Annotated in this window: 17 protein-coding genes and 2 tRNA genes; 12 read left to right on the top strand and 7 right to left on the bottom strand. The window is 63.7% G+C overall.

The features are described 5' to 3' along the window. Positions 1 to 4 precede the first annotated feature (4 nt). Together IWY39_RS02300 and IWY39_RS02295 are read right to left on the bottom strand one after the other, a co-directional pair. Entirely contained in the window at positions 5 to 1,270 is a 1,266-nt protein-coding gene (locus IWY39_RS02300; protein ID WP_107123980.1) for an SAM-dependent methyltransferase, read from the bottom strand. 36 nt (positions 1,271 to 1,306) lie between these two features. Continuing rightward, entirely contained in the window at positions 1,307 to 2,683 is a 1,377-nt protein-coding gene (locus IWY39_RS02295) for a cryptochrome/photolyase family protein (RefSeq protein WP_181316655.1), read from the bottom strand. Between the two features lie 216 nt (positions 2,684 to 2,899). Between IWY39_RS02295 and IWY39_RS02290 the strand changes: the two genes are divergently transcribed. The 10 genes from IWY39_RS02290 to IWY39_RS02245 all read left to right on the top strand — a co-directional run bounded on the left by IWY39_RS02290 (position 2,900) and on the right by IWY39_RS02245 (position 12,892). Continuing rightward, complete coding sequence (locus IWY39_RS02290) at positions 2,900 to 3,385, top strand: RNA pyrophosphohydrolase (protein ID WP_107123982.1); 486 nt, start codon at positions 2,900 to 2,902, stop codon at positions 3,383 to 3,385. A gap of 54 nt (positions 3,386 to 3,439) precedes the next feature. Beyond that, a complete protein-coding gene (locus IWY39_RS02285) occupies positions 3,440 to 4,339 on the top strand; it encodes a DUF481 domain-containing protein (RefSeq protein ID WP_107123983.1) in 900 nt (299 codons plus the stop codon). A gap of 97 nt (positions 4,340 to 4,436) precedes the next feature. Continuing rightward, entirely contained in the window at positions 4,437 to 5,663 is a 1,227-nt protein-coding gene (locus IWY39_RS02280) for a hydrolase (protein WP_107123984.1), read from the top strand. Beyond that, positions 5,660 to 6,679, top strand: coding sequence for an arginine N-succinyltransferase (locus IWY39_RS02275; protein ID WP_181316638.1), 1,020 nt, complete (start codon positions 5,660 to 5,662; stop codon positions 6,677 to 6,679). Before IWY39_RS02280 ends, IWY39_RS02275 begins: the two co-directional genes overlap by 4 nt. After that, positions 6,676 to 7,935 carry an N-succinylarginine dihydrolase gene (locus tag IWY39_RS02270; protein ID WP_107123985.1) on the top strand — a complete coding sequence of 420 codons (1,260 nt, stop codon included), beginning with the start codon at positions 6,676 to 6,678 and terminating at the stop codon, positions 7,933 to 7,935. The genes IWY39_RS02275 and IWY39_RS02270 overlap by 4 nt, the downstream gene beginning before the upstream one ends. A 30-nt stretch (positions 7,936 to 7,965) precedes the next feature. Continuing rightward, a complete protein-coding gene (locus IWY39_RS02265) occupies positions 7,966 to 8,187 on the top strand; it encodes a hypothetical protein (RefSeq protein WP_017182912.1) in 222 nt (73 codons plus the stop codon). Between the two features lie 96 nt (positions 8,188 to 8,283). Continuing rightward, the gene (locus IWY39_RS02260) at positions 8,284 to 9,183 is read left to right on the top strand and encodes a PAS domain-containing protein (RefSeq protein WP_017182913.1); all 900 of its coding nucleotides are present in this window, start codon (positions 8,284 to 8,286) and stop codon (positions 9,181 to 9,183) included. Positions 9,184 to 9,350: 167 nt separating this feature from the next. Further along, positions 9,351 to 9,788, top strand: a complete 438-nt coding sequence (locus IWY39_RS02255; protein WP_107123986.1) for a TadE/TadG family type IV pilus assembly protein — start codon at positions 9,351 to 9,353, stop codon at positions 9,786 to 9,788. After that, positions 9,785 to 11,401 carry a pilus assembly protein TadG-related protein gene (locus IWY39_RS02250; RefSeq protein WP_107123987.1) on the top strand — a complete coding sequence of 539 codons (1,617 nt, stop codon included), beginning with the start codon at positions 9,785 to 9,787 and terminating at the stop codon, positions 11,399 to 11,401. The genes IWY39_RS02255 and IWY39_RS02250 overlap by 4 nt, the downstream gene beginning before the upstream one ends. 39 nt (positions 11,402 to 11,440) lie before the next feature. Next, positions 11,441 to 12,892: a cobyric acid synthase gene (locus IWY39_RS02245; protein WP_107123988.1), complete on the top strand. Its 1,452-nt coding sequence runs from the start codon at positions 11,441 to 11,443 to the stop codon at positions 12,890 to 12,892. An 8-nt stretch (positions 12,893 to 12,900) separates the two neighbouring features. Here IWY39_RS02245 and IWY39_RS02240 read toward each other — a convergent pair. After that, a tRNA-Arg gene (locus IWY39_RS02240) sits at positions 12,901 to 12,977 on the bottom strand. A 56-nt stretch (positions 12,978 to 13,033) separates the two neighbouring features. After that, a tRNA-Arg gene (locus IWY39_RS02235) sits at positions 13,034 to 13,110 on the bottom strand. Positions 13,111 to 13,252: 142 nt separating this feature from the next. Here IWY39_RS02235 and IWY39_RS02230 point away from each other — a divergent pair. Then, positions 13,253 to 13,738, top strand: coding sequence for a hypothetical protein (locus IWY39_RS02230; protein WP_107123989.1), 486 nt, complete (start codon positions 13,253 to 13,255; stop codon positions 13,736 to 13,738). A gap of 57 nt (positions 13,739 to 13,795) precedes the next feature. Here IWY39_RS02230 and ppdK read toward each other — a convergent pair whose 3' ends face one another. The 3 genes from ppdK to IWY39_RS02215 form a co-directional block, all read right to left on the bottom strand. After that, a complete protein-coding gene (ppdK, locus tag IWY39_RS02225; protein ID WP_107123990.1) occupies positions 13,796 to 16,498 on the bottom strand; it encodes a pyruvate, phosphate dikinase in 2,703 nt (900 codons plus the stop codon). A gap of 138 nt (positions 16,499 to 16,636) precedes the next feature. Next, positions 16,637 to 19,093, bottom strand: a complete 2,457-nt coding sequence (gene glyS, locus IWY39_RS02220; RefSeq protein ID WP_107123991.1) for a glycine--tRNA ligase subunit beta — start codon at positions 19,091 to 19,093, stop codon at positions 16,637 to 16,639. A gap of 154 nt (positions 19,094 to 19,247) precedes the next feature. Further along, positions 19,248 to 20,120 (bottom strand): glycine--tRNA ligase subunit alpha, encoded by an 873-nt coding sequence (locus IWY39_RS02215; protein ID WP_107123992.1) that lies wholly within the window; start codon positions 20,118 to 20,120, stop codon positions 19,248 to 19,250. Positions 20,121 to 20,523: 403 nt separating this feature from the next. Here IWY39_RS02215 and IWY39_RS02210 point away from each other — a divergent pair, with 403 nt between their 5' ends. Then, on the top strand, positions 20,524 to 21,417 hold the full coding sequence (locus IWY39_RS02210; protein ID WP_107123993.1) for a TraB/GumN family protein: 894 nt from the start codon (positions 20,524 to 20,526) through the stop codon (positions 21,415 to 21,417). The last annotated feature ends 5 nt before the right edge of the window (positions 21,418 to 21,422 follow it).

Below are 21,422 nucleotides of genomic sequence, written 5' to 3'. Positions count from 1 at the left end.
GGCGTCAGGCAGGCTTGACCAGTGTGACCTGGGCCACGTCTATGCCCCGGCCACGAAAACCGCCTTCACAATACATAAGATAATAGCGCCACAAGGCCACGAAATGCTGGTCGAAACTGGCGGGCAGCCGGCCTTCGTCAATGACGCGGTCGAACCGTTCGCGCCAGCGGCGCAGCGTTTCGGCATAGTCGAGGCCGAAGCGCTCCACATCCTGCCAGACAAAGCCCTGTTGCTCCGCCAGGGCGCGGAAGCGGCTTTCGGAGAGCAGCATGCCGCCGGGGAAAATATAGGTCTGGATGAAGTCCGCGCTTCGCGCATAGCCGTCGAAGATCGCGTCATCGATCAGGATATACTGGATTGCCGCGCGACCGCCCGGTTTGAGAAGGCGATGGATGGCGGCGAGATAGTCGGGCCAATAGCGCTGGCCGACCGCCTCCACCATTTCGACGCTGGCGATGGCGTCATATTGCCCCTGCGCGTCGCGATAGTCGGTCAGGCAAATCTCCGCACCCGACCCCAGGCGATCGCGGGCATAATCGGCCTGTTCCGTCGACAAGGTTAGGCCGGTGTAGCGGACCGCATGGCGTTCCATCGCCTGCTCCGCCAACCCGCCCCAGCCGCAGCCAATTTCCAGCAGCGACGCGCCATCGGCGAGGTCCAGCCGATCGAGGATCGCGTCGACCTTGCGACGCTGCGCCTGTTCCAGGCTTTCGATCCGGCTGTCAGGACCAGCGAACAAGGCACTGGAATAATGCATATTCTGGTCGAGCCAGAGGCGGTAGAAATCATTGCCCAGGTCGTAGTGGAAGGCGATATTGTGGCGCGATCCGCGACGACTGTTGCGACGTGCCCAATGCGCCAAGCGCCCGGCCCAGCGGGCGGGGCCGCGTGGCCGGGCGGCCTTGCCCAGCGCCACCGCATTCGCCATGAACAGCGCAAAGAGCGGCACCGGGTCGGGACTGGTCCATTCGCCTGCCGCCCAGGCGCGATACCAACCGGACGAACCACCCGTCGCCAGTCGCAGCAGCGCGCGCCAGTGCAACAGGTGCACCGTGCATTCCGGCCCCGGCGCGCGTCCGCCCAAAAGCCTGCGCGTGCCATCCGGCAGGGTGGCGTCGATCGCCCCCTGCTCCAGCCCCTGGTCGATACGATCGAGCAGGCGGTGAAATTGCGGGCCGATCATGCGAGCGAACGCACTGACGGCCCCCGATCGCGGCGGACGCCGTACGGACAGGGGGCGCTTGCCGCGGCGGGGATCGATCGCATTCATGACGTCAATCTTGCATCAAGCCGGGCCGGGCTGCAATCATCCCTTAACGTCGCGATAGGCGGCCAGCGCGCGTTCGCGGCCTTCGCGATGGCCGACAATCTTTGCCGGATAGGCCGGGGGGCGGACGCCATGGGCGTCGGGGTCGTGAATATGGGCGTCTGACAGGTCGGCAAGTTCCGGCACCCATTGGCGAATATAGGCAGCCGCGTCGAACTTTTCCGACTGGACCAGCGGGGCCATGATGCGGACGAACATATTGGCATCCACCCCGCTGCCCGCCACCCATTGCCAGTTGACGCTGTTATTGGCGTAGCTGGCATCGACCAGCGTATCCCAGAACCAGCGCGCACCGTGACGCCAGTCGATTAGCAGATGCTTGATCAGGAAGCTCGCCGCAATCATGCGGACGCGGTTATGCATCCAGCCCGTCGCCCAAAGCTGGCGCATCCCGGCGTCGACAATCGGATAGCCGGTACAACCGCGCTGCCAGGCAATGAAATCACGTTTCGCCTGTCTCAGGTCGCGCCACGGCAGCGCGTCGAAATCCGCGCGGGCGTTGGCGGAGCCATAGTCGGGCCGCTCGACGATCTGGTTATGCGCATAATCGCGCCAGATCAGTTCCTTGAGGAAGGTTGTTGTTCCTTCATCCGAGCCTGTCAGGCGATGCCAGACCGTGGCCGGGGAGATTTCCCCGAAATGAAGGTGGGGCGAAAGGCGGGACGTCCCCTCGATGGAAGGAAGGTTCCGCCCTGTGGCATAGTCAGGCGCTTCATCGGCGAAGCTTTCAAGATTGGCCTGCGCGCCGGCCTCTCCCGGCGTCCAGTCCTTTGAAAAGCCGTTCGCCCAGTCAGGGCTGGTCGGCAGCAGCGCCCAGTCGTCCAGCGAATCGCTCGTCGGCCAGGATGATGGCGCGGGTATATCGTCGGGGGCGGGGCAAGGCGCAGGCGGGGGCATGTGGGTCATCACCGCGCGGGCGAAAGGCGTATAGATGCGATAGATGCCCCCTCCCCCTGTCCGCACCGCACCGGGCGGCAGGAGCAGGCCGCCATCATGGAGGTGCAGGTCCACTTGCCTGCCGACCGCCTTTTCCGCGTTGCGCCACCAGGGTTCATAGTGATGGAGCGCATATACGCTGTCGGCGCCCGCCTGCTTTGCGACCTGCGGGATGATGTCCGCCGATTTGCCCTGCCGCAGGATGAGGCGTGATCCTTTCGCGCGGAGGCTTTCGTCCAGCCGCGACAGGCTGTGGTGCAGCCACCAGCGCGCCGCTCCGCCCATTGCCCAATGGCGCGGCGTGTCATCGTCGAGGATATAGAGAGGGATCACCGGCCCAGCCTGGACAGCGGCGACCAGCGCAGCCTGATCCGACAGGCGAAGATCCTGGCGGAGCCAGAGCAGGACGGGTTTGGTCATCATCCTGCAATGCAGCCGGATCATGCCGGTTCCAAGCGACCTATAAAGCATCTTGCCAAGGCAGGCCGCCAAATTTGTGGCGACCAAATCCATCGCGTTGCGATTCGATCAATGGACGGATGCAGCCGTGCCGCCTATCCTTGGCACGAGAAACAGGAAAAAGTCGGCGGCTCCGGGGGGTATGTCGCGGTCGAAATAGCGTAATCAGGGGACAAAATGGCTTCGACGCCCGAAGAACAGGAACGCGGATACCGACCTTGCGTCGGCATCATGCTCGTCAACATGCATGGCAAGGTTTTCGTCGGCCAACGGCTCGATAATATGGTCGAAGCCTGGCAGATGCCGCAGGGCGGCATCGACCAAGGCGAAGAGGCGCGGGAAGCCGCGCTTCGCGAATTGCATGAGGAAACCGGCATCATCGCCGATCATGTCAAGATCATCGCGACGACCAAGGACGAGCATTTCTACGATCTGCCGCCGGAACTGGTCGGCAAGCTGTGGGGCGGCAAATATCGCGGCCAGCGACAGATCTGGTTCCTGGCCCGCTTCCTGGGGCAGGACGAGCATATCGATATCCAGACCAAACATCCCGAATTTCGCGAATGGCGCTGGACCGATCCGGAGACGCTGCCGGAGCTGATCGTGCCGTTCAAGCGCAAGCTGTACCGCGACATTCTGGCGGAGTTCAGGGCGCTTATCTGAGCGACCTGTCGCTTAGGGGGTTAACCTTTGCGGTCATGCAGCTATGACACGCACATGCGCTGCTGTTTGATCCCCGTCGCCTTGCTCTTCGCCGTTCCGGCCCATGCCGCCGATACGACCCTGCTGCCGCCAACAGTGCGCGAAATGCTGGAGGCGGCGATTGCCAATGGGAATGAAACGGACATCGCGACCGTCGCGAAGATCGCCCGTCAGACCAACCCAGGTTCAGCGGATGAGATCCAGCAGCTCGTCAACAGCTGGAAAGAGCGAACCAAAGCCACCCATGACACGGTGATTCGCGAAGCGAGCTTCGCCGAATTGTGGACCGGACGGGTCGAAGCGGGCGGGTTCCGATCGACCGGCTCCACCAGCGAAATCGGCATCAGCGCATCAGCCACGGCAACCCGCAATGGCCTTCAATGGTCGCACAAGCTGAGCGCGTCCGCCGATTATCGCCGCGCCAATGGCGTCACGTCGCGCGAACGCTATTTTGCCAGCTATGAACCCAAATATCAGTTCGATCCGCGCGGCTTTGCCTATGGGCTGGCCCAGTTCGAGCGGGACACGTCCATCGGCTATGACGAGCGTTACACCGCTTCAGCGGGCGTGGGTTATAAATTGATCGTGAGCAAGCCTGTCGACCTGCTGGTCGATATCGGCCCTTCGGTGCGACACGCCAAATATCTGATCGGGGTGCGGGAAACCAAGCTGGGCGCCCGTGGATCGATGGCGCTGGCCTGGCGGGCCAGTCCCACCCTGACATTCAAGCAGACCGCCGCCGGTTATGCAGAGAGCGACGTCTATTCGCTCAACGCACTGACGTCGATGGAGACGAAGGTGACGACGCGCTGGTCGGCGGCGCTGTCCTACAACGTGCAGTATGAGTCCGAGACATTATTGTCGTCGCGCAATTTCAACACACTGAGCCGGGTGACGTTGAGTTACGATTTTTAGGCCATCGGCCAGGCCGGATTGTCACATTCCCGGCTGACGCATGACTACGCTGTCAGAGGGGTGGAGACACAGCGCGGCGTCTGATAGACCCGGCGGGATGACGCTTTTATCATCGCATGATCGAACATTGCTGGACCGTGTGGCAGATGCGCCGATGCTGGCGCAGGTGCAGGCCTGGGCCGCTGTCAACAGCGGGTCGCGCAATCTGGACGGACTGGGGGTGATGGCCGGATTGCTGGCCGACGCCTTTGCCGTGCTGCCCGGTGACATAAGACTGGTGGAAGCCACGCCCGTCGAGACGGTCGCCGCCGACGGGCGGATCGACAGCATCGCATCGGGTCGCCACCTTCATCTGTCGGTCCGCCCGGATGCGCCGGTGCGGCTGCTGCTGACGGGGCATATGGATACGGTGTTCGGGATCGATCATCCTTTCCAGACGCTGCGCTGGCTGGAGCCGGGCGTGCTGAACGGACCGGGGGTGGCGGACATGAAAGGCGGGCTGGCGGTGATGCTGGCGGCGCTGCACGCGTTCGAGAGAACCGAAGAGGCCGCAAGGCTGGGCTATGATGTCGTCATCAACAGCGACGAGGAAGTGGGAAGCCCCTCCTCTGCCGCACTGCTGAAGAAGGTGGCGGCGGGAAAGCTGGCCGCCTTCACCTATGAGCCTGCGTTGCCCGATGGCACGCTGGCGGGCGCGCGGGCCGGGAGCGGTAATTTCTCGATCATCGTCACCGGGCGTAGCGCCCATGCCGGGCGCAATCCCGATGATGGGCGTAACGCGCTGCTGGCGGCGGCGGATCTGGCGCTGAGGCTGAAGGCGGCGAGCGGCAAGGGCTTTTCCTGCAATCCGGCCAGGATCGACGGCGGCGGGCCGAACAATGTCGTTCCTGATCATGCGGTGTTGCGCGTGAATTTCCGGCCGATGACGCCCGCAGACGAGAGTGCGGCGCAGGCGTTGCTGGACCGGGCGATCGCCGATGTCGCGCGCGAGCATGACGTCAGCCTGCATTGCCATGGCGGCTTTGGCCGACCGCCCAAGCCCATGGACGCCAAGGCGCTGGCGCTGTTCGAACTGGTACAGCGGTGCGGCGCGGAACTGGGCCTGCCGATCGGCTGGCGCGACACGGGCGGGGTATGCGACGGCAATAATATCGCGGCGTGCGGCGTGCCGGTTGTCGACACAATGGGCGCGCGCGGCGGCAGCATCCATAGCGACGCGGAATTTCTGCTGACCGACAGTCTGGCCGAACGGGCGCAACTGTCTGCGCTGGCGCTGCTGCGGATCGCGCAAGGACAATATAAAAGAGAGGGAATGATCGCTTGAGCTTCATCATGCGCACCGCGCGCGCGGACGATTTGCAGACCCTGTACGAGATGGCCAAGCTGACAGGTGGCGGCTTCACCAACCTGCCGCCCGATCGCAAGGCGCTGTCGGCAAAGCTGGAGCGGACCGCGACTGCGCTGGCCCGCACGGGGGAAGGCATCAAGGACGAGTTGATCGTACTGGTGCTGGAGAATACGGAGACGGGGCAGGTGCGCGGCACATGCCAGATATTTTCGACCGTCGGGCAAAGCTGGCCCTTCTACTCCTATCGACTGGGCATGTTGACCCAGCATAGCCGGGAACTGGCGCGGACGTTCCGGGCGCAGATGCTGTCGCTGACGACCGATCTGGAAGGATCGACCGAAGTGGGCGGGCTGTTCCTGCATCCGCGCGAACGGGCGGAGGGGCTGGGTCTGCTGCTGGCGCGCAGCCGCTATCTTTACATTCGTGGGCATCGGCCACGCTTTGGCGACCGGATCATCGCGGAATTGCGCGGGGTAATTGACGAGGCGGGCGGATCGCCTTTCTGGGATGGGTTGGCCGGGCGCTTTTTCGGCATGAGTTTTCAGGAGGCGGACGAGTTCAACGCGGTCAATGGCAACCAGTTCATCGCCGACCTGATGCCCAAGACGCCCATCTATACCGCGATGCTGACCGACAGCGCGCGCGCCGTCATCGGCCTGCCCCACCCCAATGGCCGGGCGGCGATGCGGATGCTGGAGACGGAAGGGTTCATCAATGCGGGCTATGTCGATATTTTCGACGGCGGGCCGACGATGGTGGGCCAGATCGACCAGCTCAAGACGATCGCGGCGGCGCGTGACGTCATATTGTCATCCTGCCACGACAAGGGCGGCGTCAAGATGCTGGTGTCGACTGGGGCGCTGGCCGACTATCGCTGCACCTATGGCTTAGTGATCGAGGATGAGGATGGCGCGGTGTCGCTGGACGCGGCAAGTGCGGCGCGACTGCATCTGGAACCGGGGCAGAGCTTCACCATGGCGGGACGGGCATGAGCGTTACCGAGATCAACTTCGACGGGCTGATCGGGCCGAGCCATAATTATGCCGGGCTGAGCCTGGGCAATCTGGCTTCGTCCCGCAATGCCGGCGCGATCGCCTATCCGCGCGCGGCCGCATTGCAGGGTATCGAGAAGATGCGCGGCAATATCCGGCTGGGGCTGGCGCAGGGCATGTTCCTGCCGCAATGGCGGCCCGACGGGACATGGCTGGCGCAGTTGGGAACCGATATTGGCGCAGCCGAGCCGCATATCCGCGCGGCGGCGATGTCGGCATCATCCATGTGGGCGGCGAACGCAGCAACGGTTTCCCCCGCCAGCGACACCGCCGATGGGCGAACGCATCTGACCGTCGCGAACCTCGTCACCATGCCACATCGCAGCCATGAATGGCCGCAGACGCTGGCGCAGTTGCGGGTCGCCTTCTCCGATCCCCGCGCCTTTGCGGTTCATGCCCCGGTACCTGCGCCTTTCGGTGATGAGGGAGCGGCCAATCATATGCGGCTGTGTGACCATCATGGCGCGGCAGGCGTGGAGATATTCGTCTATGGCCGGTCGGGCGGTCCTTTCCCTGCGCGCCAGCATATCGAAGCGAGCAAGGCCGTGGCGCGGCTACATGGGCTGGACCCGGCCCGGACCCTGTTTGTCGAGCAGTCCGAGGAAGCGATCGCGGCGGGGGCGTTCCACAATGATGTCGTCGCCGTCGCCAATGAACGGGTGCTGTTCGCGCATGAACTCGCCTTTGCCGACAAGGCGGGTTTCTACGCCGACTTGCGCGCTGTCATGCCCGGTGTCGAGATTGTTGAAGTCCCGGCGAGTGCGGTCAGCCTGGCCGATGCGATCAAATCCTATCTGTTCAACGCGCAACTGGTAACGCTGCCCGATGGCGGGATGGCGCTGATATTGCCGACCGAGGCGCAGGAAACCCCTGCCGTGTGGCAATGGCTGGAGCAGATGGTGGCGGGCAACGGGCCGATCCGTCGACTGGTGCCGGTGGATGTGCGCCAGTCCATGGCCAATGGCGGCGGCCCGGCCTGCCTGCGGTTGCGCGTGGTGGCGGACCCGGCGACGATCGACCCGCGCTTCATGATGGACGAGGGCAAGCTGGACGCGATTGCGCGGATCGTCAGTGACTATTGGCCCGAACAGATTGCGCCGGACGACCTGGCGGACACACGGCTGATCGCCCGGATCGAACAATCATGGTTAACCCTTGTTGACCATTTGCAGCTTTCAGGCGATCTAATCCCCTAGCGGCGGGCCGCAACGCCAGGTGGGATCATAATGGGACGCATCAAACGCCTTTTCACGATAAAGACCAAGTTCGAGGCGTTCCTGATCATCTATGCGCTGGCTCTGGGCGCGTCTGAACGCGGTTTGGTCTATATGCAGCAATATCCCGGCCTGGGCGGCCAGTTGCTGGCGCTGGCCTGCACTGGCGCTGTGTTCATGGCGGGCGGCAAGATGATCGACGCGCTGGACTATCAGCGCGCTTACGGCAGCTGAGCCACCCTCCCCTCCGAAACGGAGTGGTCTGTCGATTCACCTTTTGATCCGGCGCTGTATCCTGGCTTCCTGACAGGAACCGGGAGCCAAGAAGCCATGCTGGATGATCGTCGCGGGCGGAGCGTCGCCGCCGCCGAACTGGTGCGCAATTTTGCCCATTGGCGGGAGGTCGGCGCACGCGAACCCGTGATGATCACCCATCATGGCCGCGAGACCCATATCTTCATGGGGGTGGAAAGTTTCCGCAATCTGGGCGTCGGCGATGGTCCCGCCCCTGCCCCCGACCGGATGCGCGAACTGGCGAACCACATCCATCAGGGGTTGATCCTGTGCCGCAGCGACCTGACGATCGACTATGTGAACAGCGTGGCGCTGGCGATGACCAAGCGGTGGGACCGGCACCTGGAAGGACGATCGCTATGGGAAGCGCTGCCCGAATTTGCCGGTGCGCTGACGGAGGCCCATATACGCCATAGCCTGGCGTCCGGGGAGGCCAGCGCGGCGGACATCCCCTCCCCCTTTCGCAGCGATGCATGGTTGCATTTCGAGACATTCTCCTTTGGCGACGGCATCGCCCTGCTGCTGCGCGACATTACCGCGGACATGCGCCGTCACCGTCTGGCCGACGTCAAATCCGCGATCCTCAAGGCGATGAGCGTGCATGGCGGGGTCGGCTATGTCCGGGTGTCGACGCGCGCTTTCATAGAGATTGCCGACGACACATTCTGCGCGATGATGGGCCTGCCTGAAGAAAGGCTGTCGAGCGTGTGCCTGCCCGACATAATCGAAGTGTCCGCCCGCCCCCAGTTTCGCGAGCAGTTGGAGCGGGTGCTGCGCGGCGAGGGTGACAGGCGGGTGACGACACGGCTGCTGACCAATGGCGGGGAAATCATGCCCGTAGAGGCGGCGATCGCGCAGCTGCATGGCACTTACGGGATCGAGGGCGCCGTGATCGTGATGACAGGGCAGCGGATGGCGACGGATAAGGCCGGGTAAGCGGCGACGGGTGCAGCTTTTGCGCAAATTCATGGTCCGTTTCGGAGGGAGTGGATCAGGATTGATTGAAGGCCCGGATCGGCGGGACGGAGAAGTGCGCGAATTGCGCACTATCCACCGACAGCCGACCAAACCGGCTGTTGAGTGCGCCCGGCTAGGCTGTCCTTATGCGTAAAGGCCCAACCCTTCACATTCGTCCGATCGCCGCCCTGTCCTGCAATCAAGCGGGCAGCGCGCTGGTCGAGGCGGCCTTTGCCCTGCCGCTGCTCATCAGCCTGCTGTTTGGCATATTGGTCTATGGCAGCTGGTTCATGACGGCCCACAGCTTGCAACAGGCCGCCAATGATGCGGCGCGCGCGGCGGTCGCCGGTCTGGACGCTGCCGAACGACGCGCCCTGGTGGACCAGAGCATCGCCGCCAGCCGCGCCGCCTTCCCCGCGCCCGCCGCGCAGACCATCAGCATCGGCACGCAGGAGAGTGGCGGCTATTATCGGGTGACGCTGAGCTATGATCTCAACAACGCGCCGATCTTCGCGGCCACACCCATTCCCCTGTCCAACACGACGCTTCAGCGCAGTGCAGTCATACGGATCGCCATGCCATGACCCGACGCGGCCTGATCCAAGAGGCACGTGGCGGCATCAGCCTGATCATGGCGGGATCGCTGTTCATGCTGGCGGGCGCGGCGACGGTCGCGGTGGATCTGGGGTCGGTATATCTGGCCAAGCGGCAGTTGCAGGGCATTGCCGATGCAGCGGCGCTGGCGGCTGTCGGCGGCGGGCGGAGTGCGGCAGAAGAGTTGATAGGGCAAAGCGGGGTCAGCGGCGTTGCGCTGGTCGGCGTTGATGGTGGCAATTATCGGGCCGACCGCGCCGTGCCAGTGGCGGATCGGTTCGTGGCTGGCGAAGGCGGGGCGATGCGGGTCGAATTGCAACGGCGCACGCCCCTGTTTTTCGCCCGGCTGCTGGTCGGTCGCGATGGCATCGACCTGCGGGCGCGGGCGATCGCCACGCGACAGGATGCGGCGGCCTTTTCAATCGGGACAGGGCTGGCGGCGGTCAGTGGCGGGTTGCCCAACATGCTGTTGTCCAGCCTGGCGGGGACCGAGTTGAACCTGTCGGTGATGGACTGCCAGGGTCTCGCCAGCCTGAATCTGGACCTGCTGGGCGTTGCCGATGCGCTGCGGGTCAGGACGGGGCGCGATGATGAAGCCTATGGCGAATTGTTCGATCGCGAAATCCCGCTGTCCGACGTGATCGGGGCTATGGCGGACAGTGCGGGCGGCAATCAAAGCGCTGCGGTGCTGCTGGGCATGGCGGGCAAGATTGCGGGACGATCGATCCGGCTGAGCGATGTCATCGATCTTGGCCCGATGCGGGGCGCAGCGAGCGCAACCGGGCAACCCCATCTGCTGCTCGACGCCTTTTCCATGCTGCGCATGATCCTGAGCCCGCCATCGGGAGCATCCGTGCCGATGGACCTGCGTGTGACGGCGCCGGGGCTGACATCGACGCGGCTGATGCTGGTGATTGGCGAAGGGCAAGTGCGATCCCCCCTGCTGAGTGTGACGGCGGACAAGTCCGTCGTGCTGCGCACCGCCCAGACCAGGCTCTATCTGGAAAGCAGCGTGGCCACGGCGCTGTCCGGCATCGCGTCGGTGCGTATCCCGCTCTATGTGGAACTGGCGGCGGCGGAAGCCCGGCTGTCGGCGATCGATTGCACGTCCGGATCGATGACCCAGGGCGTGACCCTGGCGGTGAAACCGTCGATCGGTACGGCGGCACTGGCGGATGTCGACACGCAAGCCCTGACCAATTTCAACCTGCCCGCCAATCCGCGTCCCGCCCTATTGGCGCAGTTGCTTGGCACGAAAGTGACGGGCTATGCGAATGTCGCGCTGGGCGGGGTGCAGCCGCAGAATGTGCATTTTTCCCCCGCCGAGATCAGCGCGCAGACAGCCAAGCGTGTCAGCACCAACGACCTGACGCAAGGATTGGCCGCCAGTCTGGTCAGCCGGACGCAGGTGCAGGTGTCGGTGCTGGGCATCAATGTAAACCTCAGCCCGCTCGCCCCGGCCATCGGCACGCTTTTGGCCACGACCGCCCCCTTGCTGGACGGCATATTGGCGAGCGTGACGGCGACGCTTGGCGTGCAGCTGGGCTATGCCGACGTGCGCGTACATGAGATGCGGTGCGGGATGGCGGCCATCGTCGCCTGACGGCTTGCGCTGGCGGCCCGCTGCCGTCAGGAGCGTCCGATGGGCGCGATCATGCTACAGGGAACCGGATCGGACGTGGGCAAATCGGTGCTGGTCGCCGGATTGTGCCGGGCGCTGGTCCGACGGGGCTACAATGTGCGGCCGTTCAAGCCGCAGAACATGTCCAACAATGCGGCCGTCACCAGCGATGGCGGCGAGATTGGCCGGGCGCAGGCATTGCAGGCGGTTGCGTGCGGCGTGCCGTTGCATAGCGACATGAACCCGGTGCTGTTGAAGCCGCAGGCGGACCGGACATCCCAGCTGATCGTCCATGGCCAGGTGCGCGGCACGTTGGGATCGGGCAATTTCCGTAGCGCGCGCGGCGAGCTGCTGGGTGCTGTGCTGGAAAGTTACGAGCGACTGAAGGCGCAATGCGACATTGTGGTGGTCGAAGGGGCGGGATCGCCAGCCGAGATCAATCTGCGTGCGGGCGACATTGCCAATATGGGTTTTGCGCGGGCGGCCAATGTGCCGGTCATACTGGTCGGTGACATCGACCGGGGCGGCGTGATCGCGGCGGTGGTTGGCACGCGCAAGGTGATAGACCCGGCGGACGCTGCAATGATCCGGGGTTTCCTGATCAACAAATTCCGTGGCGATCCTGCCCTGTTCGAGGATGGCTATGCCCAGATTGCGGCATTGTCGGGCTTGCGCGGCATGGGGGTGGTGCCTTGGCTGGACGCCGTGGCGCGGCTGCCGAGCGAGGATGCGGTGGTGCTGGAACGGCGCGCGCCGTCTGTCGATGCGCCGCTGGTCATCGCTTGCCCCGTACTGCCGCGCATATCCAATTTCGACGATCTTGATCCGCTGAAGCTGGAGCCGTCGGTCGAATTGCGGATGATCGGGCCGGGGCAGGTGATCCCTGCCGATGCCGCGCTGGTGATCCTGCCGGGGTCCAAGGCGACGATCGCCGATATGCGCGCGATGGTGGCGCAGGGTTGGGACATCGACATTCGCGCGCATCACCGGCGGGGTGGCGCGGTGCTGGGGATTTGCGGCGGCTACCAGATGCTGGGACGGACGATCGGCGACCCCGAAGGGATCGAGGGACCGCCGGAGACCATTGCCGGACTTGGGCTGCTGGAGGTGGATACGCTGATGTCGTCCGGCAAGGCGCTGCATCAGGTACAGGGCCATGGGCTTAAGGCCGATTTTACCGGGTATGAGATGCATATGGGCGCGACCAGCGGGCCGGATTGTGCGCGGCCCTTTGCCATTCTGGACGGCGGGAGGACCGATGGCGCGATCAGCCGCGATGGGCGGGTGCTGGGCAGCTATGTCCATGGCCTGCTGGCCAGCGCGCCGCTGCGGGACGCACTGCTGCGGCGCTTGGGCGGGCAGTCGGCGATGGCCGACTATACACAGACCGTCGAGGACGCCTTGAACGATGTCGCGGCGCTGCTGGAGCAGCATGCCGACATCGACGCGATGATCGCGCTGGCGATGGCGTGAACGGGAAATGGTGCACCCGGAGCGATTCGAACGCCCGACCCTCAGATTCGTAGTCTGATGCTCTATCCAGCTGAGCTACGGGTGCGCTGGAAGGGAGACTGATCGCGGCTGGAAGCCAGGACCAAAAGCCCTTCGAATAAATGGTGCACCCGGAGCGATTCGAACGCCCGACCCTCAGATTCGTAGTCTGATGCTCTATCCAGCTGAGCTACGGGTGCACTGGAGTGGCGCGGATAGTAGGGCGCGCCGGATTGGGCAAGCCCCTTTTTTCACTTTTACCCGCCCTTCCCGCCTTTATGGGGCCACGGGGCAACTTTTGGCGTCATCCGCCGTTCGAGACGGTATTGAAAGGATGCCATCATGAGCTTCACCCTTAATGACATCGCCCTGCTGCTGATCGCACTGGTGATCGGCCTGATCCTGGGCCTGATGATGAGCGGGCGCGGGAAATATCGCCGGGCCTGGCGGGACGAGCAGGCCGCCCATCGCGCGATGCTCAAGGATCGCGACGCACAGCTGGAGGCGGCCAATGCGCGGATCGTCGCGCTGGAGAAGCGGACGCCTGCGGTTGATGCCGTGCCGGGCGCTGGCGTTGCCGCGGAACGCGACGATCTGAGCCGGATCAAGGGCTTGAGCCAGTCGCAGGCAGCGTTGCTCCATGAGGCAGGCTATCATCGCTATGGCCAGATCGCCACGCTGAGCAACGAGCAGGAGGCGGCGCTGGAGGCGCGGCTGGGGCTTACGCCCGGCACGATCGCGCGCGAGGATTGGCGGGAGCAGGCGCGTGCGCTGGAAGGCGGCGGGCAGCGCAAGGGCCTGTTCGGTCGGATCACTACGCCGGTCTGAACCGGGCCGGGTCTGAGCTGGCAAGAAAAAGGCGGGGTTTGCGCCCCGCCCTTTACCTTAATTCTTGTTCGCCAGAGCGGCCTGCGCCGCGGCCAGGCGGGCGATCGGCACGCGATAGGGCGAGGCCGACACATAGTCGAGGCCGGTGGCTTCGCAGAAGGCGATCGAGGCGGGGTCGCCGCCATGTTCGCCGCAAATGCCAAGCTTGATGCCGGGGCGGGTCTTTCGGCCGCGTTCGGCGGCGAGCTGGATCAGTTCGCCTACACCCTCCACATCGATGCTGACGAAGGGATCGCGGGCGAAGATGCCCTTGTCCACATATTGGGTCAGGAACCGGCCAGCATCGTCACGGCTGATGCCGATCGTCGTCTGGGTAAGGTCGTTGGTGCCGAAGGAGAAGAATTCGCCGACTTCCGCGATCTCGCCTGCCTTGAGCGCGGCGCGGGGCAGTTCGATCATCGTGCCGACCAGATATTCGACGCTGTCGCCCTGCTCCGCAAATACTTCGGTCGCGACCCGATCGACGATCGCCTTCATCAGTTCCAGTTCCTTGCGGGTAGCAACGAGCGGGATCATGACTTCGGGGATCGGCGCTTCGCCACCGCGCTGCTTGACGATCAGCGCCGCCTCGAAGATCGCGCGGGCCTGCATCTCGTAGATTTCGGGATAGGTGACGCCCAGGCGGCAACCGCGATGGCCCAGCATCGGGTTGAATTCATGCAGTTCGTTGGCGCGACGCTTCAACAGTTCGACGCCGACGCCAGCCGCCTTGGCCACTTCCTCAAATTCCGCCTCGGCATGGGGGAGGAATTCGTGCAGCGGCGGATCGAGCAGGCGGATGGTGACGGGCAGGCCCGCCATCACCATGAAAATCTGCGCGAAATCGTCACGCTGTTCGGGCAGCAGCCGGTCGAGCGCGACGCGGCGGCCCTTTTCGCTGTCTGCCAGGATCATTTCGCGCACGGCGGTGATGCGGGCGGCGTCGAAGAACATATGTTCGGTGCGGCACAGGCCAACGCCTTCCGCGCCGAATTCACGCGCGACCTTGCAGTCCTGCGGCGTTTCGGCGTTGGCACGGACCTTGAGACGACGCACCTTGTCGGCCCAGACCATCAGGGTGCCGAAGTCGCCGGCCAGTTCGGGCTGAACGGTCGGGACTTCGCCCGCCATCACTTCGCCGGTCGAACCGTCGAGCGTGAGGATGTCGCCTTCCTTGAGCTCACGGCCACCGACGCGCAGGATCTTGGCGCTATTGTCGATCGAGATGCCGCCAGCGCCAGACACGCAGGGGCGGCCCATACCGCGGGCGACGACGGCAGCGTGGCTGGTCATGCCGCCGCGGGCGGTCAGGATGCCCTTGGCCGCGTGCATGCCATGAATATCCTCCGGCGAGGTTTCCACGCGCACCAGGATGACGGCGTCGCCCATTTCGTTGCGGCGCTCGGCCGTATCAGCGTCGAACACGATCAGACCCGACGCGGCGCCGGGGCTGGCGGGCAGCCCCTTGGTCAGCACGTCGCGCGGCGCCTTTGGATCGAGCGTGGGGTGAAGCAGCTGGTCGAGCGCGGCGGGATCGACGCGGGCGACGGCTTCTTCTTCGGTGATCAGCCCTTCATGCGCCATGTCCACGGCCATTTTGAGCGCGGCCTTGGCGGTGCGCTTGCCCGACCGGGTCTGGAGCATCCACAGCTTGCCCTGCTGCACCGTGAATTCGATGTCCTGCATGTCGCGATAATGGGTTTCGAGGATCTGGAACACCTTGGCCAGTTCGGCATAGGTTTCCGGCATCGCCTCTTCCATCGACAGCGGCTTGGCCCCTGCCCGTTCGCGCGCGGCTTTGGTCAGATATTGCGGGGTGCGGATGCCTGCGACGACGTCTTCACCCTGGGCGTTGATCAGGAATTCGCCATAATAGACATTTTCGCCGGTCGACGGGTCGCGGGTGAAGGCGACGCCGGTGGCCGAGGTTTCGCCCATATTGCCGAACACCATCGCCTGCACATTGACGGCAGTGCCCCATTCGCCGGGGATGTTGTTGAGGCGGCGATAGACTTTCGCGCGTTCCGACTGCCACGATCCGAACACGGCGCTGATCGCGCCCCAGAGCTGGTCATGGACGTCCTGCGGGAATGGCTTGTTCCAAAGCTTTTCCACCAGCCCCTTATATTCGGCAACCAGCGCCTTCCAGTCGTCCGCCGTCATTTCGGTGTCGAGGGTGTAGCCCTGATCTTCCTTGGCGATTTCCAGCGCTTCTTCGAACGCGCCATGGTCCAGTTCCAGCACGACATCCGAATACATCTGGATGAAGCGACGATAGCTGTCCCAGGCGAAACGCTCGTCGCCCGACGTGTTGGCGAGGCCGACAACGGTTTCGTCGTTAAGGCCAAGGTTGAGGACCGTGTCCATCATGCCGGGCATGGAAGCGCGCGCGCCGGAGCGGACCGAGACGAGCAACGGATCGGCAGCATTGCCGAACGTCTTGCCGGTGATGCCTTCGATATGGGCCAGGCCAGTGGCGACTTCCGCCTTCACGCTGTCGGGATAGACGCCGCCATCTTCATAATAGCGGGTGCACATGGCCGTCGTGATGGTGAAACCCGGAGGCACCGGCAGGCCGATCGCGGCCATGCCGTCGAGATTGGCGCCCTTGCCGCCCAGAAGATTGCGGTCCCCCTGACCGCCATCATCGACGCCGCCGCCAAAACGATAAACATAGCGAGTTGCGGTCGTCGTCATCATGCCCTCTTCTGTATTCTTCATTCCCGGCACTCCCTGCACTGATTGCCGATTATATTGCATCGCAACAATCTGACATGCATAGCCAGATCATGCGCGTTCGAATAGGATTATTACGCCTTAACTTCGTACTTTTCCCGGCAAACATGACATTTCATTACGTCACCCGGTAATTTTCGAAAAGTCTGCCACACTGTGAACGGCGTCGCGGACCCGACCCAGAATGGCGAGGCGGGCGGCGCGCTTGTCCGCATCGGGATCATTGACCGTCACGCTTTCAAAGAAGGCGTCGATGGGTGCGCGGAGCGTTGCAAGGGCCGCCATCGCGCCCTCGAAATCCTCCGCCGCCACCGCCTGAGCCGTGCGCGGTTCCGCCACGTCGAGCGCGGCGATGAGCGCAGCTTCGGCTATTTCGGGGGTGTAGGAAAGAGGCCCGTCATTCCCGCGAAGGCGGGAATCCATCGCCGCCGCTGTGTCTGGTTGCTCGGTTGGGAGATGGGTCCCCGCCTTCGCGGGGATGACGGTGGTGGGTTGGGCAGGCGCTTCCTTCTTGAGGATGTTCGCGGCGCGCTTGTAGCCCGCCAGCAGGTTTGCGCCATCGTCGGTCGCGACGAAGGACTGGAGCGCGTGGACGCGGGCGAGCAGGCGGACGAGATCATCCTCGCCACCCAAGGCAAACACCGCGTCGATCAGGTCGTGGCGGACACCGGCTTCCTTCTGCTGGACCTTGAGGCGGTCGGCGAAGAAGTCGATAAATTCAATCTCGTATCGGAGATATTCATCAATCCGATCTCGATACTGCATCTCGGCGGCTTCCGTCAGAGCTATAACTTCTCGATGATCATCGCCCTTGTCAGCAATCAATCGAGAAGCGATCCGCAAATTTGCACGCCGAAGATTGCGAGCGAATTCGAATGGTGCTCCAAAATAGTCGTCACTAAGTGCCATCTCTGCATGAGAGATTTCAAAATTATCTAAGTTCTGATGAATTCGTGCTGGTATATATGTTGCAGCGAATGGCCTCAGTAGTGGCAATCTTAGCTCGTTATTTTGCAGCAGCGAAATTATACCTAACGCGGCCCGCCGAAGCGCAAAGGGATCTCGTGAACCTGTTGGTTTTTCGTCAATAGAAAAGAACGTTCCAATGGTATCCAGCTTATCCGCCAAACTCACCGCTACCGTGACCGGCGCGGTGGGCACATCGTCGCCCTGGCCGACCGGCTTGTAATGGTCGCGGATGGCGTCGGCTACCGCGTCGGGCAGGCCTTCGGCGCGGGCGTAGTAGCCGCCCATGACGCCTTGCAGTTCGGGGAATTCGCCGACCATTTCGGTGACGAGGTCGGCCTTGCACAGGCGGGCGGCCTGTTCGGCGAGGTCTGCCAACTGATCCTTCGTCATGCCAGCGGAAGCTGGCATCTCAGGCGTTGGTGTGCTGCCGCCTGAGACCCCAGCCTTCGCTGGGGTGACGGTAGTGGCTGGGGTGACGGTGGTGGTTGGGGTGACGATGCCCTCTTCCACCAGCCAGCGAGCGAGTTTCGCCACGCGCTCGACCTTGTCGGCGACGGTGCCGAGTTTCTCGTGGAAGGTGATGCGTTCCAGCTTCTTTGCGTGATCCTCCAGCCGGGTCTTGCGGTCCTGTTCCCAGAAGAAGCGCGCGTCGGAGAGACGTGCGGCCAACACCTTGCGGTTACCCGCGATAATCGCTGCGCCGCCATCCTTCGCCTCGATATTGGCGGTGCAGATGAAGGCGGGGGCGAGTTTGCCGTCGCCATCGCGCAGGACAAAATATTTCTGGTTGATGCGCAGGGTCAACTGGATGACTTCGGGCGGCACCTCCAGGAAGGCTGGGTCGAAATCGCCGAGCAGCGGGACCGGCCATTCGGTCAGGCCCGCATTTTCCGCGATCAGCCCCTTATCCTCTACCACCGTGTAGCCGTGGGCGGCGGCGGCCTGCGCCGATTTTTCCGCGATGATCGACTGGCGTTCCTGATGGCTGACGATGACATGGCAGGCGCGCAGCTTTTCGGCGTAATCGCTCGCGCCGCCGATGGTGATCTCGCCGCTGTGGTGGAAGCGGTGGCCGAGCGTCGCGTAGCCCGACTGGATGCCGTCGACTTCGCAGGGGATAAGGTCCTCGCCCAAAATCGCGACGCTGCCCTGCAACGGGCGGACCCAGCGCAGGCTTTCGGTGGTCTGGGACGCGATGCCCCAGCGCATCGATTTGGGCCAGGGGAAGGCGCGGATGATGGTGGGGATGGCCTGCGCCAGCACGTCGGCAGTGGCGCGGCCCGGCTTGTTGACGACGGCGAACCAGACGCCGTCGCGATCCTCCAGCTGGTCCTGGGTCAGTCCGGTCTTGCGCAGGAAGCCTTCGAGCGCCTGGGGCGGCGCGCTGGTGCGCGGGCCTTTATGTTCTTCGCTGACGGCGGCGGTTTCCAGCGGCAGGTCGCGGGCGATGAGCGCCAGGCGGCGCGGCGTCACGAAACTGTCGATCGCGCCGGGGGTGAGGCCGGACTTGGCCAGTTCCTCGGTAAACAGGCGGGCGAGATCGTCGCTGGCCTTCAATTGCATGCGCGCAGGAATTTCCTCGCAGCGCAGTTCGAGGAGGAAGTCAGTCATTGGTCATACCCACATGTAGAAAATCCTCCCCTTGCAGGGGAGGTGTCTGGCGCAGCCAGACGGAGGGGTGTCGCCTTATCGACAGGGCAACACCCCTCCGTCTCGCCTCCGGCGCGCCACCTCCCCTGCAAGGGGAGGATGTTAAGTGCTGGATTCACGCCGTCCATCCGTTGGATTCCATCCATGCTTCGCAGCTGCCCTTGGCCATGTCGCGGACCTGGCCCATGTAGCTGGCGCGTTCCTGTACGGAGATGACGCCGCGGGCCTGTAGCAGGTTGAAGGTGTGCGATGCCTTGATCGCCTGCTCGAACGCGGCGAGCGGGACGCCATTGTCGATGCACTGGCGCCATTCGGCCTGGCAATCCTTGAACCAGCGGAACAGTTTTTCGGTGTCGGCGACCTCGAAATTCCATTTCGACATCTGTTTTTCATTTTCATGAAACACGTCGCCATAGGTGACGCCCGCGTCGTTGAATTTCAGGTCATAGACGCTGTCGACGCCCTGAATATACATGGCCAGCCGTTCAAGCCCGTAGGTCAGTTCACCCGCGACCGGCTTGCAGTCATAGCCGCCCATCTGCTGAAAATAGGTGAACTGGCTGACTTCCATACCGTCGCACCAGACTTCCCAGCCCAGCCCCCAGGCGCCCAGCGTCGGGCTTTCCCAATCATCCTCGACAAAGCGGATGTCATGGACCAGCGGGTCGATGCCGATTTCCATCAGCGACCCAAGATAGAGATCCTGAAGGTTGGCGGGCGACGGCTTCATGATCACCTGATATTGGTAATAATGCTGGAGCCGGTTGGGATTTTCGCCATAGCGGCCGTCGGTCGGGCGGCGGCTGGGCTGGACATAGGCGGCGTTCCACGGCTTTGGCCCCAGCGCGCGCAAGGTGGTCGCGGGGTGAAAGGTGCCTGCGCCCACTTCCATGTCATAGGGCTGGAGGATGACGCAGCCCTGTTTCCCCCAATAGGCATGGAGGGTCAGGATGAGGTCCTGGAAGGAAAGCGCTTTGCCTTCGGCCACGGGTGATCCTTGCGATATGACGGTTTATCTTGGCGTCGCGCATTGGCGTATGGGGCCGATACGGTCAAGGGAAACGCGCGCAAAACAGGGTGAGGGTGCAGACCCATAAATTACGACGATCGAGACAGGATTGTCCGGGATTCTGTGGGAGGAGAGGCGCGAAGAGCGGGCAAAATTGCCCGGTCGAGGGCTTCGACGTACCACAGGGCCCGGACAATCCTGCCCCGAAGGGGTGGGACGAAAATGGCCGGTGGAGCGGTCGAACGCTTGCAAGATAGTCCCGCTATCTCGCCGCGCGCTCTCCCTCCCACCAGCCATTTTTGTCTCCATCTCGACCTCGTAATTTATGGGTCTGCACCCTAAGCGGCTTGCCCTTGGGCCGCCCTGCCCGCATGTGTGCGGCATGAAGATGCTTCGTTTATGCGCCGCTGCGCTGTTGATGATGAGTGGCGTGGCGCAGGCGCGCCCAGCCACGCCCGCCAATATCGTTGCCACCCCCGCCCTGTGGCGGGTGCAGGATGCGGACACCACCATCTACCTGTTCGGCACCGTCCATGTGATGAAGCCGGGGATCGACTGGTTTCGCGGCGATGTGAAGGCTGCGTTCGACGGGGCGGACGAGCTGGTGCTGGAGATTATCGAGCCGGACGATCCCAATGCCATGGGCGCTGTCATGATGAGCAAGGCGGTCGCGGGCGACGGGGTGGCGCTGTCGGACCGGCTGGACGACGCGGCGCGGGCGAAATATCGCGCGGCGATGGAGGCCAATGCGATGCCGTGGCAGGCGTTCGAACGCTTTGCCCCGTGGATGGCGGGCATGGCGCTGTCGGTCGCGCCGCTCCAGAAGCTGGGCTACCGGGCCGATCTGGGCGCGGAGAAGGTCTTGCGCGCGGCGGCGGTGAAGGCGGGCAAGCAGGTCGAGGCGCTGGAGACGGTCGAGCAGCAGATCGATTTCTTCGCCACGCTGCCGATGGCGCAACAGATCGAGTTTCTGAACGCGACGGTCGATGGATTGCCGGAGATGGAGGGCGAGTTCGCCAAGCTACTGCGCTATTGGCAGGCGGGCGACCCCAATCGGCTGGCCAGGTCGATGAACGAATCGCTCGAAGCGACGCCGCAGCTGGCGCAGACATTGCTGATCGGACGCAATGCGAACTGGGCGCAGTGGATAAAGGGGCGGATGGACCGGCCCGGCACCGTGTTCGTGGCCGTGGGCGCTGGGCATCTGGCGGGCAAGGGCAGCGTGCAGGATCAGTTGAAGGCGCTGGGCATCAAGACCCGGCGCGTGAAGGAGTAAGCGGG

Source organism: Sphingobium sp. JAI105 (assembly GCF_015752145.1).
Classification (GTDB): Bacteria; Pseudomonadota; Alphaproteobacteria; order Sphingomonadales; family Sphingomonadaceae; genus Sphingobium; species Sphingobium xenophagum.
The sequence above is the reverse complement of the archived record's forward strand: the minus strand, read 5'-3'. Positions and strand labels throughout refer to the sequence as shown.

Bases quoted from the DNA above. Each gene is read 5' to 3' on its own strand.
- IWY39_RS02265 (WP_017182912.1), top strand. From the start codon at position 7,966: ATGGGACGCATCAAACGCCTTTTCACGATAAAGACCAAGTTCGAGGCG.
- IWY39_RS02260 (WP_017182913.1), top strand. From the start codon at position 8,284: ATGCTGGATGATCGTCGCGGGCGGAGCGTCGCCGCCGCCGAACTGGTG.
- IWY39_RS02295 (WP_181316655.1), bottom strand. From the start codon at position 2,683: ATGACCAAACCCGTCCTGCTCTGGCTCCGCCAGGATCTTCGCCTGTCG.
- IWY39_RS02290 (WP_107123982.1), top strand. From the start codon at position 2,900: ATGGCTTCGACGCCCGAAGAACAGGAACGCGGATACCGACCTTGCGTC.
- IWY39_RS02255 (WP_107123986.1), top strand. From the start codon at position 9,351: ATGCGTAAAGGCCCAACCCTTCACATTCGTCCGATCGCCGCCCTGTCC.
- glyS (WP_107123991.1), bottom strand. From the start codon at position 19,093: ATGACTGACTTCCTCCTCGAACTGCGCTGCGAGGAAATTCCTGCGCGC.
- IWY39_RS02230 (WP_107123989.1), top strand. From the start codon at position 13,253: ATGAGCTTCACCCTTAATGACATCGCCCTGCTGCTGATCGCACTGGTG.
- IWY39_RS02300 (WP_107123980.1), bottom strand. From the start codon at position 1,270: ATGAATGCGATCGATCCCCGCCGCGGCAAGCGCCCCCTGTCCGTACGG.
- IWY39_RS02280 (WP_107123984.1), top strand. From the start codon at position 4,437: ATGACGCTTTTATCATCGCATGATCGAACATTGCTGGACCGTGTGGCA.
- IWY39_RS02250 (WP_107123987.1), top strand. From the start codon at position 9,785: ATGACCCGACGCGGCCTGATCCAAGAGGCACGTGGCGGCATCAGCCTG.
- ppdK (WP_107123990.1), bottom strand. From the start codon at position 16,498: ATGAAGAATACAGAAGAGGGCATGATGACGACGACCGCAACTCGCTAT.
- IWY39_RS02270 (WP_107123985.1), top strand. From the start codon at position 6,676: ATGAGCGTTACCGAGATCAACTTCGACGGGCTGATCGGGCCGAGCCAT.
- IWY39_RS02210 (WP_107123993.1), top strand. From the start codon at position 20,524: ATGAAGATGCTTCGTTTATGCGCCGCTGCGCTGTTGATGATGAGTGGC.
- IWY39_RS02285 (WP_107123983.1), top strand. From the start codon at position 3,440: ATGCGCTGCTGTTTGATCCCCGTCGCCTTGCTCTTCGCCGTTCCGGCC.
- IWY39_RS02245 (WP_107123988.1), top strand. From the start codon at position 11,441: ATGGGCGCGATCATGCTACAGGGAACCGGATCGGACGTGGGCAAATCG.